The sequence below is a fragment of the Nonomuraea sp. NPDC052129 genome (genome assembly GCF_040680095.1).
GTDB lineage: Bacteria > Actinomycetota > Actinomycetes > Streptosporangiales > Streptosporangiaceae > Nonomuraea.
Window position 1 is genome coordinate 38344 of sequence record NZ_JBFAVX010000005.1, and the last position, 16469, is coordinate 54812.

15 protein-coding genes are annotated in these 16469 nt (G+C 70.9%); 7 read left to right on the forward strand and 8 right to left on the reverse strand.

From position 1 onward, the window contains the following. Nucleotides 1-45 precede the first annotated feature (45 nt). Both AB0L53_RS13975 and AB0L53_RS13980 read left to right on the forward strand, forming a co-directional pair. A complete protein-coding gene (locus AB0L53_RS13975; protein ID WP_363993235.1) occupies nucleotides 46-1296 on the forward strand; it encodes a class I SAM-dependent RNA methyltransferase in 1251 nt (416 codons plus the stop codon). Between the two features lie 7 nt (nucleotides 1297-1303). Next, nucleotides 1304-2185: an aminoglycoside phosphotransferase family protein gene (locus AB0L53_RS13980; RefSeq protein WP_363993236.1), complete on the forward strand. Its 882-nt coding sequence runs from the start codon at nucleotides 1304-1306 to the stop codon at nucleotides 2183-2185. Nucleotides 2186-2287: 102 nt separating this feature from the next. Here the strand turns inward: AB0L53_RS13980 and AB0L53_RS13985 are convergent, their stop codons facing one another. Together AB0L53_RS13985 and AB0L53_RS13990 are read right to left on the reverse strand one after the other, a co-directional pair. After that, nucleotides 2288-2809 carry a hypothetical protein gene (locus AB0L53_RS13985; protein WP_363993237.1) on the reverse strand — a complete coding sequence of 174 codons (522 nt, stop codon included), beginning with the start codon at nucleotides 2807-2809 and terminating at the stop codon, nucleotides 2288-2290. A gap of 70 nt (nucleotides 2810-2879) precedes the next feature. After that, nucleotides 2880-3656, reverse strand: coding sequence for a GntR family transcriptional regulator (locus tag AB0L53_RS13990; RefSeq protein WP_363993238.1), 777 nt, complete (start codon nucleotides 3654-3656; stop codon nucleotides 2880-2882). Between the two features lie 39 nt (nucleotides 3657-3695). Between AB0L53_RS13990 and AB0L53_RS13995 the strand changes: the two genes are divergently transcribed. Further along, nucleotides 3696-3827, forward strand: coding sequence for a hypothetical protein (locus AB0L53_RS13995; RefSeq protein ID WP_363993239.1), 132 nt, complete (start codon nucleotides 3696-3698; stop codon nucleotides 3825-3827). Here AB0L53_RS13995 and AB0L53_RS14000 read toward each other — a convergent pair. Continuing rightward, nucleotides 3824-4960 carry an aminotransferase class I/II-fold pyridoxal phosphate-dependent enzyme gene (locus AB0L53_RS14000; protein WP_363993650.1) on the reverse strand — a complete coding sequence of 379 codons (1137 nt, stop codon included), beginning with the start codon at nucleotides 4958-4960 and terminating at the stop codon, nucleotides 3824-3826. The genes AB0L53_RS13995 and AB0L53_RS14000 overlap by 4 nt on opposite strands. Before the next feature lie 5 nt (nucleotides 4961-4965). Then, the gene (locus AB0L53_RS14005; protein WP_363993240.1) at nucleotides 4966-6477 is read right to left on the reverse strand and encodes an APC family permease; all 1512 of its coding nucleotides are present in this window, start codon (nucleotides 6475-6477) and stop codon (nucleotides 4966-4968) included. 140 nt (nucleotides 6478-6617) lie between these two features. Here AB0L53_RS14005 and AB0L53_RS14010 point away from each other — a divergent pair, with 140 nt between their 5' ends. Then, nucleotides 6618-7538 carry a LysR family transcriptional regulator gene (locus AB0L53_RS14010; protein ID WP_363993241.1) on the forward strand — a complete coding sequence of 307 codons (921 nt, stop codon included), beginning with the start codon at nucleotides 6618-6620 and terminating at the stop codon, nucleotides 7536-7538. 108 nt (nucleotides 7539-7646) lie between these two features. Here AB0L53_RS14010 and AB0L53_RS14015 read toward each other — a convergent pair whose 3' ends face one another. The 4 genes from AB0L53_RS14015 to AB0L53_RS14030 all read right to left on the reverse strand — a co-directional run bounded on the left by AB0L53_RS14015 (nucleotide 7647) and on the right by AB0L53_RS14030 (nucleotide 11407). Further along, nucleotides 7647-8360 (reverse strand): hypothetical protein, encoded by a 714-nt coding sequence (locus tag AB0L53_RS14015; RefSeq protein ID WP_363993242.1) that lies wholly within the window; start codon nucleotides 8358-8360, stop codon nucleotides 7647-7649. Between the two features lie 148 nt (nucleotides 8361-8508). Further along, nucleotides 8509-9108, reverse strand: a complete 600-nt coding sequence (locus tag AB0L53_RS14020; protein WP_358549200.1) for a response regulator transcription factor — start codon at nucleotides 9106-9108, stop codon at nucleotides 8509-8511. Further along, nucleotides 9105-10283 carry a histidine kinase gene (locus tag AB0L53_RS14025; RefSeq protein ID WP_363993243.1) on the reverse strand — a complete coding sequence of 393 codons (1179 nt, stop codon included), beginning with the start codon at nucleotides 10281-10283 and terminating at the stop codon, nucleotides 9105-9107. Before AB0L53_RS14025 ends, AB0L53_RS14020 begins: the two co-directional genes overlap by 4 nt. Further along, nucleotides 10280-11407, reverse strand: a complete 1128-nt coding sequence (locus AB0L53_RS14030) for a histidine kinase (RefSeq protein ID WP_363993244.1) — start codon at nucleotides 11405-11407, stop codon at nucleotides 10280-10282. Before AB0L53_RS14030 ends, AB0L53_RS14025 begins: the two co-directional genes overlap by 4 nt. Nucleotides 11408-11542: 135 nt before the next feature. Here AB0L53_RS14030 and AB0L53_RS14035 point away from each other — a divergent pair, with 135 nt between their 5' ends. Genes AB0L53_RS14035 through AB0L53_RS14045 form a run of 3 tightly spaced genes read left to right on the forward strand, consistent with a single transcriptional unit; the run spans nucleotide 11543 to nucleotide 16446 of the window. Continuing rightward, complete coding sequence (locus AB0L53_RS14035; protein ID WP_363993245.1) at nucleotides 11543-12457, forward strand: TIGR03560 family F420-dependent LLM class oxidoreductase; 915 nt, start codon at nucleotides 11543-11545, stop codon at nucleotides 12455-12457. 45 nt (nucleotides 12458-12502) lie between these two features. Continuing rightward, nucleotides 12503-13954, forward strand: a complete 1452-nt coding sequence (locus tag AB0L53_RS14040) for a 3' terminal RNA ribose 2'-O-methyltransferase Hen1 (RefSeq protein WP_363993246.1) — start codon at nucleotides 12503-12505, stop codon at nucleotides 13952-13954. Continuing rightward, nucleotides 13951-16446, forward strand: coding sequence for a polynucleotide kinase-phosphatase (locus AB0L53_RS14045; protein ID WP_363993247.1), 2496 nt, complete (start codon nucleotides 13951-13953; stop codon nucleotides 16444-16446). The genes AB0L53_RS14040 and AB0L53_RS14045 overlap by 4 nt, the downstream gene beginning before the upstream one ends. Nucleotides 16447-16469: the final 23 nt, after the last annotated feature.

Here is a 16469-nt window from a genome sequence, read left to right on the forward strand (position 1 = left end):
TAAGTCCGGAAAGTGGCAGTGCCGGTCAGGGCATAGGGTGTCCGTGTGGAACAGGCATCTCTCGAGCTGACGGTAGGTCCGGTCGCCCATGGCGGTTGGTGCGTGGCGCGCCATGACGGGCGCGTGGTGTTCGTCCGCCACGCGCTGCCCGGCGAGCGGGTCATCGCCGAGGTCACCGAGGAGACGACCCGCTTCCTCCGGGCCGACGCCGTGCAGGTGCTGGACCCGTCACCCGACCGCGTGGTCCCGCCCTGCCCCTACGCGGGCCCCGGCCGCTGTGGCGGCTGCGACTGGCAGCACGCCACCCAGGAGGCCCAGCGTGGCCTCAAGGCCGCCGTGGTGGCCGAGCAGCTGAGCAGGTTGGCCGGCATCGAGCGCGAGATCGTGGTCGAGGAGGTGCCGGGCGCCAAGGACGGGCTCGGCTGGCGCACCCGCGTACAGTTCGCCGCCCGGCCGAGCGGCGAGCTCGGCTTCCGCAGGCACCGCTCGCACGACATCGAGGTGGTCGACGCCTGCCTGATCGCGCACCCGGAGGTGGAGGCCGTCGGGGCCGAGCAGCGCGAGTGGCAGGGCGCGTCCGCCGTCGAGGTGATCGCCTCCTCGACCGGCGACCGGGCCGTGGTGGTCAGGCCGCGCCCCAGGCGCAGCGTGACCGTGCCCGACCTCGACGCGCCCGCCTCGATCCTGCTCGACCAGGGCAAGGGCCACACCGTCCCGCGCAAGGGCTCGGGCGTGCTGCGCGAGCAGGTGGGCGACCGCGAGTTCAGGGTGGCGGGCAGCGGCTTCTGGCAGGTGCACCCGGGCGCCGCCGAGACCCTGCTGGACGCCGTCCTGTCCTACGCCGCGCCGGAGCCGGGAGAGTGGGCGCTGGACCTCTACTGCGGGGTCGGCCTGTTCGCCGCCGGCCTGGCGGAGGGCGTGGGGGAGCAGGGCGCGGTGTTCGGCCTGGAGTCGGAGGCGTCGGCCGTCCGCGACGCCCGCGCCAACCTGCGCGACCTGCCGCAGGCCCGGGTAGAACGGGGACGGGTGGAGGAGGCGCTGGACCGGTTCCAGATCGAGCGGGCCGACATCGTCGTCGTCGATCCGCCCCGGTCGGGGCTGGGGCGCGACGTGGTCCACCGGATCACCGCACTGGAGTCCTCACGGATCGTCTACGTCTCGTGCGACCCGGCGACGCTGGCCCGCGACCTGGCCTGGTTCGGCGACGACGGCTACGGGCTGGTCGACCTGCGGGCCTTCGACGCCTTCCCGATGACCCACCATGTGGAGTGCGTGGCGCTGCTGGCCAGGGGCTGACGCGGTTTTGGGAAGCGCTTCGGACACCCGCCCGCTCATCGACGCCGCACTGGTCAGACGCCTGGTCGACGCCCAGTTCCCGCAGTGGGCCGAGCTGCCCCTGACGCTACTCGAACCGGCCGGCTCGGATCATGTGATCTACCGGCTCGGCGAGGAGCTGTCCGTCCGGCTGCCCCGCCATACCGGGGCCATCGGGCAGGCCAAGAAGGAGTACGAGTGGCTGCCCCGCCTCGCCCCGCACCTGCCGCTGGCCATCCCGGTGCCGGTGGGGGTGGGTGAGCCCGGCTGCGGCTATCCCTGGCCGTGGGCGGTGTCGCGCTGGCTGGACGGCGAGATGGCGACCGTCGAGACCCTGGCCTCCTCGTCAGAGGCCGCCGTCGAACTGGCGGAGTTCCTTACCGCCCTTCAGCGGTTCGCGCCGGTTGCGGGCACCCGAGAGGACCTCACCGGCCGGCCGCTGGCAGACCGGGACCGCGCCACACGGGCGGCCATCGCGCGGGTCGACGGAGTGTTCGACACGGCGGCCATGACCGAGCTGTGGGACGCGGCGCTGAGCGTACCCGGATGGGACCGCCCTCCGGTCTGGTTCCACGGCGACTTCCACACTGGCAACCTGCTGACCGCCGACGGCAGCCTCAGCGCGGTCATCGACTTCGGTGAGCTCGGCATCGGCGACCCGGCCTGCGACCTGACCATCGCCTTCACCCTGATGTCGGCCGAGAGCCGGGCCGCCTTCCGCGCGGCGCTCGGCGTGGACGACGACACCTGGACCCGCGGCCGCGGCTGGGCACTCGCCACCGGCCTGAACGCGTACTCCTCCTACGCCGCCACCAACCCCAGGGTCGCCGCGCAGACCACCCGCCAGATCACTGAGGCCCTCATCGGCTAGCGTCTCTCCGGCCCTGCCCCGGTGCTCACCACGCCGACGGGCGCCGCACGGCCGGCCAAGATCGAGCCCCGGCTGGCCTTCGACCTGATCGGGTAGGCGGGCTCACGCCTTCGGGGGCAGGTCGGCGAGCCAGTGTTTCGCCGCGCGTGCCGTACGCAAGCGGATCACCGTCACCTTCGGATGGCGGGTGACGAGGTCGGCGGTCTGCGTTCTGCGGCGCTGGTGGTGCGTCCACGCCCACCGGATCGGGTGGTCGGGTTCGAGCCAGGAGCTCCAGTCTTCCCGGTTGCCGTTCCACAGCTCGCGACGGGTGATCGCGCGGTCGAGTGAGCGGCGTACGACCCGCCACATCACGGTGCGGCGCGGCAGGTCCAGCCAGACGGCCGTGTCGGCGCGCTGCCAGAGGAGGTCGCCCAGGAAGCGGTGGTACTGGTCCTCGGTCACCCACCGCTGGCCCCGGCTGAACTCGTCCACGTCGGCCTCGAACTCCGGCCGCTTGACCCAGCCGGGACCGTGATGCAGGGCGTCGAGCTCGTGGCGGGGCAGGCCGAGCCGGGCGGCCAGTTTCCTGGCGAGCGTCGTCTTGCCAGACCCGGAGATGCCGCAGACGATGATCCTGTTCACCGTCCTAGTTTGACGGCACGCCCAAATGGGTGCTGGATGGGACGACCACGAACCCGCCAGGACCGCGAGCTCAAGGGTTGGGGCCGGGGCAGCCGAGCTTGATCTGGTAGTCGAGAATCGCCCGATCGGCAGGGATGACGATGGGATCGGCCACTTCGACAACGCGGCCCTGGGCCAGCATGCGGCGGGTGATGGCGAACACGGGCACCCCGGATCCGATGCTCAACGTGGCCGTCTCCTCCGGCGTGGGCATCCGCGCCGAGACGCTCTCTTGGACGTCGTCCACGACGATGCCGATGGAGCGCAACTGGGCGATGGTTCCGCCCGGCCACGGTTCGCGATCGGGGTCGGCGACCGGCGTGCCCTCGACATCGGAGGCGAGCAGGCACGGCCGGGACATCTGGGTCGGCTCTCCCTTGGAATGGAAGACGAAGCGCCGCTCCAGGACGCGCGTCCCGACCGCGACGCCGAACAGCTCGCCCAGGCGCTCGTCCGCCTCGATCCACTCATAGGTCCGGTCGAGCCGGTAGTCCTGCCAGGCGATGCCCTGCTCGGCCGTAAAGGACGTCTGTGGTGTGTCCTGCGGCTCCATGTCCGCGCGATACCGCTCAGACGCGATGCGCCGAATCGAGGGCCGACGCCTGGCGAAGACGCCGCGACCGCGCTGGCTGAACACCAGTCCTTCCGCCTTCAAGGCGGCGATGGCCTTGCCGACGGTGCTCTTGCTGGCGTGATATCGGGCGATGAGCTCCGGCTCGGACGGTAGGAGCTCACCGGGGCGGAGCCTGCCGGACTCGATGGCCTCGCGGTAGTCGTTCACGATCCGCTGGTAGAGCGGCTGAGCCATGGGCGGCCTTCCTGTGCCGGACCCGATCAGCTTAATGTCATGACCGTCCCGCCCGCTCATCGACTGGCAGACCGGAACCGCGCCAGGCGGGCCGGCGTCGCGCGGGCGCCCCCGGTCTGGTTCCGCGGCGACCTCCACACCGGCAACCTGCTGACCGAGGGCACCGATTAGCGGCCGACCAGACAGTTGATGACTCGATCAAGGGCATCGGTGAGTACGTCAGGCGGAGTCGCGAAGTTGAGCCGGATGAAGCCGTTCCCCGACGCTCCGTGATCGGCTCCCGAGGTGGTGGCGATGTTGGTCCGGTCCAGCAGGTGGGCCGCCGGGTCAGCGAGCCCGAACCGGCGCAGGTCGAGCCAGGCGAGGAAACCCGCGTCCGGCTCTATGTATCCGATGTCCAGGTCGGCGAGCACGTTGGTGACCAGCTTCCGGTTGCCGTCCAGGAACCGGACTGCCTCGCGCAGCCACGGCCTGCCGTCGCGGAGCGCGGCGACGGTTGCCGTCATGCCGAGCGGACTCATCCCGCCCACCGCCGCCCTCGGCAGGCTCTGCCAGAGCCGCGCGTCGTCTGGATTGCTGAAAGCGATCAGCCCGCACCGCAGGCCGGGGAAGTTCCACGCCTTGGTCGCGCTGATCAGAGTGATCGCGTTGTCGTCGAGCGAGCCGTACGGGGTGAAACCGAGGTGATAGCGCAGCGGCGCGTGGATCTCGTCGCTGATCACTCGCGCGCCGTGCCGCGCGGCGAGTTCGGCCAGGCCCTGCAACTCGTCGCGATCGAACACACGGCCCGTTGGGTTGCTGGGATGGCAGAGCAGGACGCTGCCCGCGCCCGCGCGCAGTGCCCGGTCGATCCCGTCGAGGTCGAGTTCGTAGCCTCGTTCTCCGATGCGCATCGGCACCTCGACGGCCTCGCGACCGGCGACCCGGATGGCGTCGAAGAACCGGCCGTAGGTCGGGGTCGGCACGACCACCGGCGAATCCGCCCTGGTCAGGTGCCTGATCGACATGGTCACGCCGCGCATCAACTCCGGCAGCAGTCGCACTCGGTCCGGGCCGACCGTGAGACCGTGCTCCTCGGTGAGCCATTGGCTGGCCGCCTGGGGAACCTCGCTGAGCTCGTCGGCGACCGGATAGCCGAACGCTTGCCGTTGCACGTCGTCCTGAACGGCGGCGAGGATGGGTCCGGCGACCGGCAGATCCATCTCGGCGACGGTGAGATCGATGATGTCCCGGTCGTACTGAGACCACCGCTTGTTCCGCCGGGCGCGGGATCGCTCGAGGTCCCAGTCGAGGTCGATCGCCATCTCGATCAAGCCATGCTCCTTACGTCTTGCGAGGTTGCGGCTGCTGCCAGTGATCGCTGGTGGCGCAGGCCGGATCGGTGCGCGAGCCACCAGATTCCCGCGCTGAACACACCGACGAGAATGGAGTCGTACGGCGCGGCGACGACGCCGGCCCCTTCGAACGAGCCGAGCGCGGACAGCACCGCGAGCATGAGCAGGAAGCCCACCAGCCAGCCGCCCGCCGCTCGCATCCTGGTTGTTCGGACGAGGTAGATCAGGAAGCCGATCAGCAGCAACGGCACGGCGACCCGGATCTTTTCCCAGGTCGACCAGTAGAGAATGAGGCCGGAAAGCACGAAGGACGCGAAGCCGACCGGAATCGCCCACCTTCGGAGCCAGCCCTGGTCTGGCGGAGTCGCCGCCGCGAGTACGGTTACCGCGACCGAGACGGCCGCATAGGAGAGTCCGTAGTAGAAGCTCAGCGAGCTGGCGATGGATTTCCAGTTCCCGAAGGTGAGCACGATGACCGAGCCGATGCCGACGTTGAGCAGCAGCGCGCGCCGGGGAATGCCGAACCGCGAGTCCACTTTTGTCAGTGCGGCGGGCAGCAGGCCATTCTGCGCCGCGCCGTAGGTGTAGCGGCCCTTGACACCGATGCCGATCAGCAGGCTGCCGGAAGGGGAGAAGATTGCGTCGGCGAGCAGCACGGTGGCGAACCAGGACAGGCCGAGCAGAGTGGCGAGCGAGGCGAGCGGCGAACTGAGGTTGATCCCGTGCCAGCCGCTGCCGAGCAGCCCGTTGGGCAGCGAGAAGATCATCACCGCTTGCAGGCCCATGTACAGCACGATCGTCCCGGCCAGCACGATCAGCGTGGCCCTCGGCACCGTGCGGCGCGGATCCTTCGCCTCGCCGGACATCACGGCCGCGGCGTTGATTCCGGTGAACGAGTACACCAGCCCGCCGCCCACCACCGCGGTGAGTGCCGCCGAGACGCCGTAGGGTGCGATCCCGCCGCCGGTCGCCACGTTGGTCGTGTCGAAGCCGCTGGCCAGCAAAAGGATCACGGTAAGCGCCGGGATCACCACCTTGATGGTGGCGACCACGTTGTTCACCTTGGCGAGCAGTTTGATCCCGAACAGGTTGAGCGTGCAGAAGAACACGAGCAGCCCGGCGGCGATCAGCCGTCCCGGCCAGCTCAACGACTCGCCGGACATCACCCAAGGCAGCCACTTGGCCGCGTATTGCACGACCGCCGTCGACTCGCTCGGCCCGGCGCTGACCGCCTGGAGAAACACCGCCCAGCCGACCACGCTGCCGACCAGCGGGCCTGACGCCAGTTGCGGCCAGCGGACGTTGCCGCCGGACATCGGATGACGGAAGGCGAGGTCGATGAAGGCGAGCGACACCAGGGCGGTGGCGACCGAGGCGATCGTCCAGGACAGGAAGGCGGCCGGTCCGGCCGCCTTGGCCACGGTGTACGGCGCGAGCAGCCAGCCCGAGCCGATGACGCTGGAGAAAGTGATCAGGGAAAGGGACATGGTACCGAGCCCGCGCCGCAGGCGCAGATCCTCGCCTGGCGAAACAGCCGACGGCGTCTGAGTCATGCCCAGAACTATCCATGATGTCCGAATCGCTGAGGTAGACCTGAAATGTCTGGGGCCAGGGTTAGGCTGTGCCTATGACTGTCCCCGGCTTCGGTGGCACCGGTCACAAGATCGAGACAATGGATCTGGTCGTGTTCACCACGGTGGTCCGCACGGGAAGCCTCGGCGCCGCGGCCACCGACCTACGGCTGTCGATGCCGTCGGTCAGCGCCAGGATCGCCGCCCTGGAGCGCAAGCTCGGCACCACGTTGTTCGTGCGGGGCCCGCGGGGCAGCATCACCACACCGGCCGGCGAGCGGTTGAACGACTACGCACAGCGATGTCTCGACCTTCTCGACGAGGCGGCCATCGGAGTGGCGAAGCATGAGACCCAACGGCTCGTTCTCGCCGCGCCCGCGAGCCTCGGCGACGTCGTCTTCCCTGCCGCGCTGCGAGCGGTCGCGGGCGAACCGATTGCCGTGCACTGCCGGGTCGCACACAGCGGCGAGGTCGTCGGCCGCCTCGTCGACGGTAGCGTCCACGCCGGATTCGTGATGCCCAAGGTGCCGTTGCGCGGGTTGCGGTCCGAGCCGATCGACCGCTCCGCGCTGGTGGCGGTGTGCCATCGGGACCATCCTCTCGCCGAACGCAGACGCCTCAGGATCGAACACCTCAGCGGAACGGGCGTCATCGTCTACCGGTGGGGTCGTGACGCCCAGGAACTCGCCGCTTCCCTCGAACATCCGGACCGAGGACTGAACGCCCCGATCCACACCACCGGCCTGCCGTCGACCGCGATCCGGCTGGCGGTCGACGCTGGCTTCGTCGCCATAGTCCCCCGTTTCGTCGCAGCACGATCGATCCGGGACGGCGACACTGTGCTCCTGCCGCTACGGTTCGGCGGCTGGCGGGTCGACGTGCAATTCGTCTACGCCTCGGCCACCGCCGACCGGCTCGGCGTGCGCACCCTGCTGGACAACCTCCCCGCACTCCGCGCCGCCTTCGAGGAGGGTTGATCGGCAGCAGTCCGCCTCCTTGGCCCGGTCTCCGCCGCGGCGAGGACACCGGTGATCGGGTCACCGGTGCGGCGCGGCAGGCCCGGCCAGACGACCGTGTCGGCGCGTTCAGGCGAATCTTTCGATGGTGACGGGAATCAGGCATTGCCCGCGGATCGCCTGTCGATGGTGGTGGAGCAGCGCCCCGATGGGGGTCTCCGGGCCGGTTCCCAGGCGTACGGTCACATCGAGACACCAGGCGATTCCCGGACCGATCCGCCGCAATTCCCAGGTGAAGTCGTGCCCCGCGGCGGTCGCCGTCGCCGTGCCGATCACGCGGGCCAGGGGATCCGCGGGGTCTTCGACCGGCTCCAGCCTCAGGGCAGAGCGAAGGCTCCCCAGGTCGCGCGGTTCCCCGGCGAACAGGACGCGGTAGCGGCGCGATCCGGTCGTGCCCAGGTCGAGCGGGGCGGCGGCCGGCAACGGCTGGCGTTCGCGGGACAAGGTGCGGATCTCCGCCTCCCGCGGCAGTTCGCCCCCGCCGCACGCCTGGTAAGCGTCGCTCGCGTCGTGACGGCTCACCGGGATCACCCGCGAACGCGGCAGTGCGTCGGTACGGATGTCGCGGCTCGTCGTGGCCGAACCGCGCCAGGCACCGGTCGCCGCCGACCACTCGACACTGTCGATACCGGCCGCGGTGTAGTCGGCGCAGAGGACGAACTCCTCGACCAGGATCCCCAGGGGTGGCGCTCCACGGTCCCTGTCCTCTGGCGTGGCGAAGATCAGGTAGTAGTCCATTGAGGCGTCGTCCGCGCCGCCGGCCCCCTGCGCACCATCTGACATCAGGTGATCCTCCGCCGGATCTCTGAGAGCTGTACGTGCCTGTCCAGGGGAGCCGTCACGACCGATCGCCTACTTGCCGACATGCACCCGAGGCCCCAGCGTCCAGTTCTGGTTCGTGCTGCCCGGATCGCGAGCGGGCGAACGAGCTTCAGAGCCACCCCATCCGCTGAGCCGTACGGATGGCTTCGAGCCGGTTCTGGGCGTTCAGCTTGGTCATCGCGCTGGACAGGTAGTTGCGTACGGTGCCCTCGGTGAGGTGCAGCTCGGCCGCGATCCGCGCGATCGTGGCCCCGTCGTCGGCCAGGCGCAGGGCGTCCCGTTCCCGTTCGGTGAGGGGGCTGTCGCCCGCGGCCATGGCCGCCGCCGCGAGTTCGGCGTCCAGGTAGCGGCCGCCCGACTGCACCTTGCGGATCGCCATGGCCAGCTCCTCGGCCGAGGCGTCCTTGCCGAGGAAGCCGCTCACCCCCGCCGCCATCGCCCTGCGCAGGTAGCCGGGCCGCCCCAGGCTGGTCAGGATGACGATCTTGCACATGGAGCTGATCTGCTCCGCCGCGCTCAGCCCGTCCATGCCGGGCATCTCGATGTCGAGTACGGCCACGTCGGGGCGGTGTTCGACGACGGCGGTCAGCACCTCGTCGCCCCGGCCGACCTGGGCGACCACCTCGATGCCCGCCTCCAGGTCGAGCAGGGCCGCCAGGGCGCCGCGCACCAGGTGCTCGTCGTCGGCCAGCAGTACGCGTGTCGTCATGCCGGGACCGCCGCCCTGAGCAGGTAGGCGCCGTCGTCCGTAGGCGCCGCCGACAGCGTGCCGCCCGCGGCGCTGAGCCGCTGCGACAGGCCGCCGAGCCCGTCCGGCGCGTGGTCGCTCACCGGCCCGTCGACCCCGTCGTTGGACATCTCCAGCACCCCGTCCTCGATCGTTATCGTGCAATGTCCGGCTTTGCTGTGCTTGAGGATGTTGGTCGCGCCTTCGCGGACCACGGTGGCCAGCAGTGTGCGAGTCTCGGCGGTCAGCGAGCCCGTGTCCGCCCGGACGACGCAGCGTACGTCCGCCGCCTCCAGCACCGCCCGTACGCTGGCCAGGACCTCGTCGAGGTCCACGGCCCGATAGCTCTGCACGGTGGACCGCACCTCGCGCAGCGTCTGCCTGGCCAGATCGCGTACCTCGAACATCTCGCCCGCCGCCGCCGAGGGATCCTCGCGCAGCGTCTGGGAGGCGGCCCCGGCCCTGGCCGAGATGTCGGCGAGGCTCTGGCCGAGCAGGTCGTTCAGGTCGCGGGCGAAGCGCAGGCGCTCCTCCGACACCGCGAGCCTGGCCCTGGCCTCCTGGCCCTCGTGGGCGTCCCTGGCCACGCGCCACAGCCACAGGTTCGCCAGGACGCCGCCGCTGACGATGGCGGTGAGGATGGTCTGGACGAGGAGGACCTCGATCAGGAACCCGACCGCGAGCGTGACGTACACGTTGACGACCACGATCGACCCGGCGGCCAGGATGAGGATGGTGCGCCTGCGGACGAACAGGGCGAGCATTCCCAGCCACACCGGGATCGCCCAGATCAGCGCCAAGACGGTCAGGAGCAGCGTGATGACCCCGGCGACCGCCAGGATCCCGGTCGGCCGCGGGCCGCCCCTGACGGCGATCCTGAATGGGCGGGTGGCCAGCCCGACCAGTACGAGGAGCAGGACGGCCGCCGCTATCGTGAGGGCGGCGGGAAAGCCCGCACTCCACCGGGCGTACAGCTCGAAGAGCCCGATCAGGGCGAGCAGGTTGGCGATGTCGGTGCTGTAGACGATCAGCCAGCGCACCTTGTCGAGCCGGCTCGCTCGCCGAAGCCGGCCGCCGCCCGCCTGGCTCGCCCGCCGAAGCCGGCCGCCGCCCGCCTGGCTCGCCCGCTGTAGCCGGCCGCCGCCCACTGCCCTCATGCGGGCACCGCCGCCCGCAGCAGGAACTCGCCCGCGGGCGTGGTGGCCGCCGTGAACGAGCCGCCCGCGGCCCCCATGCGCTCGGCCAGCCCGCGCAGCCCGCTCCCGGCCCCGGTCGCCCAGCTGGTCGCGGGCCCGGGCACGCCGTCGTTGCGCATCTCCAGCACGCCACCGTCGATGATGATCGCGCAGCGCGTGGCCGTACTGTGCTTGAGCACGTTGGTGGCCCCCTCGCGCACCGCCCAGGCGAGCAGCGTACGGGCGGCGGGGGACAGGTCGTCGGTCCTGGCCTCGATGACGCACCGCGCGCCCGCCGCCTCCAGCGCGGCGCGGACCCCGGCGAGCTCCTCGTCCAGGTCGAGCACCCGGTAGCCGTCCACGGCCACTTGCACCTCGGCGAGCGACTCGGCGGCCAGGCGGCGTACGTCGGCCATCTCGGCCGCCGCCTTGCCCGTGTCGATGGTGGCCAGCTTGGCGGCCAGCTCGCTCTTGAGCGTGAGGACGGACAGGCTGTGGCCGAGCAGGTCGTGCAGGTCGCGGGCGAAGCGCAGCCGCTCGTTCGACACGGCCAGGGTGGCCTTGGCCTCCCGGCTGTCGTAGGCCTCCCTGATCGTCCACCACAGCCAGCGCCAGAGCCTCATGGTGGCGGGCAGCAGCACGGCGGACACCGTGAGGGAGATCAGGAGGTACTGCCAAGGCTGGTCGCTGACCGCCGACACATAGAAGGTGGTCAGCGCGACCAGCGCGGCGCCCACGCAGGCCGTCGCCCGGAGCGGGAGGTAGAGGGCGAGGGCCGAGAGCCAGAGGCACCCGACCATCTCCCACGACCCGGTGGTGGTGATGGAGGGTGGCACGAGCGCCACCGCGCCGGCGGCGAACAGCCCGCCCGCGACCAGCTTCGCCGTGGGCCGCGGCCGGTCGTCGTAGGCGTCGCGCAGGACCAGGGGAAGGAACGCCAGCGCGGCCAGCACGCACACCTCTGCGGCCACCGCGTGCGGTACGAAGATGCGCCCCTCGCGGGCCGAGGCGAGGACCATCATCGAGAGCATGAAGCCCATCAGGGCGACCGTGGCGTCCATCCAGTAGAGGAGGATCTTCTTCGCCGTCTCGGGACGGGTCGCCATCTCACCCCTCTCTCGCCGACAAAAGCCACGCTGCTCACAAAATCCTATGGCCGTCGCGGGAGCGGCGGGATGCGGCGGGAGCATTCTCCGGGTGTCGTCCATTGTGTGGTGGTACGTAAGCGGATAATGAGGCTTATGAAGTTGCGGATCTTCACTGAGCCCCAGCAGGGTGCCACCTACGACGACCTGCTCACCGTCGCCCAGGCCACGGAACGGCTGGGTTTCGACGCGTTCTTCCGGTCTGACCATTACATGCGCATCGGAGAAGGAGAGCCGGGGCCCGGGTCGACCGACGCCTGGCTCACGCTGGCCGCGCTGGCCAGGGAGACCTCCACGATCAGGCTCGGCACGCTGGTGAGCCCGGCCACGTTCCGGCTGCCGGGGCCGCTGGCCATCAGCGTCGCGCAGGTGGACCAGATGAGCGGCGGCCGGGTCGAGCTGGGCTTCGGCACCGGCTGGTTCGAGGAGGAACACCGCTCGTACGGCATCCCGTTCCCGCCGGTGGGGGAGCGGTTCGGCCGGTTCGAAGAGCAGCTGGAGATCATCCTGGGGCTGTGGACGGCGGAGAAGACCTACTCCTTCGAGGGCAGCTACTACCGGCTCGTCGACTCCCCGGCGCTGCCCAAGCCGATCCAGCGCCCGCACCCGCCGGTCATCATCGGCGGCGTCGGCGCCAAGCGCACGCCCCGGCTGGTGGCCGCCTTCGCCGACGAGTACAACGCGCCGTTCAGGACGCTGTCCGACACGAGTGAGGCATATGCCCGGGTGCGGGAGGCGAGCGCGGAGACCGGCCGTACCGTGCTCCTGTCGGCGGCGCAGACCGTCTGTGTCGGCCGCGACCAGGCCGAGATCGAACGGCGCGCGGCCGCCATCGGGCAGGACCTGGCCGGGCTGCGCGCGGGCGGTCTCGCGGGGACTCCGGCCGAGGTGGTCGACAAGATCGGCCAGTTGGGCGAGCTCGGTGCCGAGCGGGTCTACCTCCAGGTCATGGACCTGTCCGACCTGGAGCACCTGGAGCTGATCGCGGCCGAGGTACTGCCACAGGTCTGACATAACCGTTAGCGCCCCTTTGTTGGACTGCGGCACACTTGGCCCGTGCTGCTGACCATTACGACCACCGCCACACCCGCCACCGACCTGGGCTTTCTCCTGCACAAGCATCCTGATCGGGTGCAGGAGTTCGACCGGTCGTTCGGCACGGCCACGGTCTTCTACCCGGAGTCGGGCGAGGGGCGCTGCACGGCGGCGCTGCTGCTGGAGGTCGACCCGATCGCGCTGGTCCGGTCACGCGGCAAGAACTCGCCCGACTTCAGCCTGTCGCAGTACGTCAACGACCGGCCCTACGCCGCCTCCTCGCTGCTGGCCGTGGCCCTGGGCGACGTCTTCCGCACCGCGCGGGCCGGGCGCTGCAAGGCCAGGCCGGACCTGCCGGGCCGGCCGATGCCGCTGGAGATCCGGCTGCCGGCGCTGCCCTGCCGCGGCGGGCCCGAGCTGGCGGTCCGGCTGTTCGAGCCGCTCGGCTGGGCCGTCGAGGCGAAGGCCGTACCCCTGGACGAGGGTTTTCCGGAGTGGGGCGACTCGCGCTACGTCCGGCTGACGCTCAGCGGGACCGTCCGGCTGGCCGACGCGCTCAACCACCTGTACGTGCTGCTGCCCGTGCTCGACGACGGCAAGCACTACTGGATCGCGCCCGACGAGGTCGACAAGCTGGTCAGGGCCGGTGAGGGCTGGCTGTACGGGCACCCGGAGCGCGGCCTGATCATGCGCCGCTACCTGGGCCGCCGCTGGGCGCTGGCCCGGACGGCGCTGGCCAGGCTGGCCGAGCTGGGCGACGAGACCGAGGAACAGCTGGAGCCCGCGGTCGACGAGGACGCGGCGGCGGGGGAGACCGCGGCCGACGAGGCGGCGGCCGCCGAGGCCGCGGCCCAGGGCGAGGCGCCGGAGGTCAAGCCGAAGGCGCTGAACGTCAGGCGGCGTGAGGCCGTACTGGAGACCCTGGAGGAGCTCGGCGCGACCAGCGTGCTCGACCTCGGCTGCGGGCAGGGCGAGCTGGTCGGCGCGCTGCTGGCCCGGCCCAGGTTCGCCAGGGTCGCCGGGATGGACGTCTCGGCCATGGCGCTCACCATCGCCGCGCGCAAGCTCAAGCTGGACCGGATGCCCGACGGCAAGCGGGCCAGGCTGACGCTGTTCCAGGGCGCGCTCACCTACACCGACAAGCGGCTGGCCGGCTATGACGCCGCCGTGCTCATGGAGGTGGTCGAGCACGTCGACCCGCCGCGCCTGGCGGCGCTCGAACGCGTCGTGTTCGGCCACGCCCGGCCCCAGCACGTGCTCGTCACCACCCCGAACATCGAGTACAACCCCCGCTACGAGTTCCTGACCGGGCTGCGCCACCGCGACCACCGTTTCGAGTGGACCCGCGCCGAGTTCGCCGCGTGGGCCGAGCGGGTGGCCGAGCAGTACGGATACCAGGTCACCTACAAGCCTGTCGGCGACGACGACCCCGAGGTCGGGCCGCCCACCCAGATGGGAGTGTTCACCCGATGAGCCCGATCAGCGTTCCCGAGCTGTCCCTCGTGGTGCTCGTCGGCGTGTCGGGCAGCGGAAAGTCGACGTTCGCCGCCAAGCACTTCAAGCCGACGCAGGTGATCTCGTCCGACTTCTGCCGCGGCCTGGTCGCCGACGACGAGAACGACCAGTCGGCCACCCCCGCCGCGTTCGACCTGCTGCACCACATCGTCGGCGTACGCCTGGCCAGGGGGCTGTTCACCGTGGTCGACGCCACGAACGTCCAGTACGCCGCCCGTCGCAGCCTCATCGAGCTGGCCAAGAAGCACGACGTGCTGGCCGAGGCGATCGTGCTGGACACCCCCGAGGAGGTGGCGATCGAGCGCAACGTCGGCCGCCCCGACCGCGACTTCGGGCCCGGCGTGGTGATCCGCCAGCGCAAGGACCTGCGCCGCTCGCTGGGCAAGATCTCCCGCGACGGCTTCAGGAAGGTGCACGTGCTGCGCGGCCTCGAGGCCATCGAGAACGCGGAGCTGTCGTACGAGAAGGCGTGGACCGACAAGCGCGAGCTGACCGGCCCGTTCGACGTCATCGGCGACATCCACGGCTGCCGTTCGGAGCTGGAGACGCTGCTGGAAAGCCTGGGCTGGCAGATCGAGCGCGCCGAGGGCAGGGCGGTGACCGCCCAGCACCCGGCCGGTCGTACGGCGGTGTTCGTCGGCGACCTGGTCGACCGCGGTCCCGACACGCCGGGTGTGCTCCGCCTGGTCATGGGCATGGTCGCGGCCGGCACCGCGATCTGCGTCGCGGGCAACCACGAGGCGAAGCTGGTGCGCGCGCTGAACGGCCGCAAGGTCAAGGTCGCGCACGGCCTCCAGGAGTCGCTCGACCAGCTCGCCGCCGAGCCGCCGGAGTTCGTCGAGCGGGCCCGTACCTTCATGGAGGGCCTGATCAGCCACTACCGGCTCGACGGCGGCCGGCTCGTCGTCGCGCACGCCGGGCTCAAAGAGGCCTACCACGGCCGCGCGTCGGGCCGCGTCCGCTCCTTCGCCCTATATGGCGACACGACGGGCGAGACCGACGAGTACGGCCTGCCGGTCCGCTACCCCTGGGCCGAGGAGTACCGCGGCCGGGCCATGGTCGTCTACGGCCACACGCCCACGATCAAGGCCGAGTGGGTCAACAACACGATCTGCCTCGACACCGGCTGCGTCTTCGGCGGCACGATGACCGCGCTGCGCTACCCGGAACGCGAGCTGGTCTCCGTCCCCGCCGAGAAGGTCTGGTACGAATCGGTCAAGCCGCTCGGCGGCGGGCCCGCCCGCGACCCGGGCATGCTCGACATCGGCGACGTCCAGGGCACCAGGCACATCGAGACCCGGTTCGGCACCCGCGTGAAGGTGATGGAGGAGAACGCGGCCGCCGCCCTGGAGATCATGAGCAGGTTCGCCGTGGACCCGCGCTGGCTGGTCTACCTCCCGCCGACCATGGCCCCGCCCGAGACCTCCGCGCTCGACGGCTACCTGGAGCACCCGCACGAGGCGTTCGAGGAGTTCGCCGCCGCCGGGGTGAGCGAGGTCGTGTGCGAGGAGAAGCACATGGGCTCGCGGGCCGTCGCCGTGCTCGCCAGAACTCCCGAGGTGGCCGCCGCCCGCTTCGGCGTGACCGACGGCTCCGCGGGCGCCGTCTACACGCGTACCGGGCGCCCGTTCTTCGACGACATGGCGCCGCTGGTGGACCGGCTGCGCGCGGCGTGCGAGCCGCTCTGGGCCGAACTCGGCTCCGACTGGGTGGCGCTCGACTGCGAGCTGCTGCCCTGGTCGGCCAAGGCGGGCGAGCTGATCAGGAGCCAGTACGCCTCCGTCGGCGCGGCGGCGCGGGCGGCGCTGCCCGAGGCCATGTCGGCTCTGGAGGCGGCCGCCGGGCGCGGGCTGGATGTGGGCGGGCTGCTCGCCCGCACTCGACGCCGCACCGACAACGCTGCCCTGTTCCGCGACGCCTATGCGCGTTACTGCTGGCCGGTCGACGGCCTGGAGGGGGTACGGGTGGCGCCGTTCCAGATCCTGGCCTGCGAAGGCCGGGCCACGGCGCTGCAGCCGCACGCCTGGCACCTGGCGAAGCTCGCCCTGCTGAACTCGCCGCTGATCACCCCTACCAGGCACCTGTTCGTCTCCCTCGACTCGCCGCAGGCGCGGGCCGAGGCGGTCGAGTGGTGGTCGTCGCTCACGGCGGCGGGCGGCGAGGGCATGGTGGTCAAACCCGCTGAGTACGTGGCGGGACGGGTCCAGCCCGGGGTCAAGGTACGCGGCCGCGAATACCTGCGGATCATCTACGGCCCCGACTACACCGAGTCGCTCGACGTGCTGCGCAGGCGTTTCCTCGGCAAGAAGCGGTCCATGGCGCTGCGCGAGTACGCGCTCGGCCTGGAGGCCCTCTCCCGCCTGGCCGAAGGCGACGCGGGCTGGCGGGTCCACGAGCCGGTTTTCGGGGTACTCGCCCTGGAATCCGAGCCGGTGGACCCTCGGCTCTAGTTTTTGAGTAATCATGGCCGTAC

What these genes read in the sequence shown, in the direction of transcription:
- AB0L53_RS14010 (WP_363993241.1), top strand. Translation starts at nt 6,618, where the DNA reads ATGACTGTCCCCGGCTTCGGTGGCACCGGTCACAAGATCGAGACAATG.
- AB0L53_RS14015 (WP_363993242.1), bottom strand. Translation starts at nt 8,360, where the DNA reads ATGTCAGATGGTGCGCAGGGGGCCGGCGGCGCGGACGACGCCTCAATG.
- AB0L53_RS14020 (WP_358549200.1), bottom strand. Translation starts at nt 9,108, where the DNA reads ATGACGACACGCGTACTGCTGGCCGACGACGAGCACCTGGTGCGCGGC.
- AB0L53_RS14035 (WP_363993245.1), top strand. Translation starts at nt 11,543, where the DNA reads ATGAAGTTGCGGATCTTCACTGAGCCCCAGCAGGGTGCCACCTACGAC.
- AB0L53_RS13995 (WP_363993239.1), top strand. Translation starts at nt 3,696, where the DNA reads ATGACCGTCCCGCCCGCTCATCGACTGGCAGACCGGAACCGCGCCAGG.
- AB0L53_RS14005 (WP_363993240.1), bottom strand. Translation starts at nt 6,477, where the DNA reads ATGTCCCTTTCCCTGATCACTTTCTCCAGCGTCATCGGCTCGGGCTGG.
- AB0L53_RS14000 (WP_363993650.1), bottom strand. Translation starts at nt 4,960, where the DNA reads ATGGCGATCGACCTCGACTGGGACCTCGAGCGATCCCGCGCCCGGCGG.
- AB0L53_RS14030 (WP_363993244.1), bottom strand. Translation starts at nt 11,407, where the DNA reads ATGGCGACCCGTCCCGAGACGGCGAAGAAGATCCTCCTCTACTGGATG.
- AB0L53_RS14025 (WP_363993243.1), bottom strand. Translation starts at nt 10,283, where the DNA reads ATGAGGGCAGTGGGCGGCGGCCGGCTACAGCGGGCGAGCCAGGCGGGC.
- AB0L53_RS14045 (WP_363993247.1), top strand. Translation starts at nt 13,951, where the DNA reads ATGAGCCCGATCAGCGTTCCCGAGCTGTCCCTCGTGGTGCTCGTCGGC.
- AB0L53_RS13990 (WP_363993238.1), bottom strand. Translation starts at nt 3,656, where the DNA reads ATGGCTCAGCCGCTCTACCAGCGGATCGTGAACGACTACCGCGAGGCC.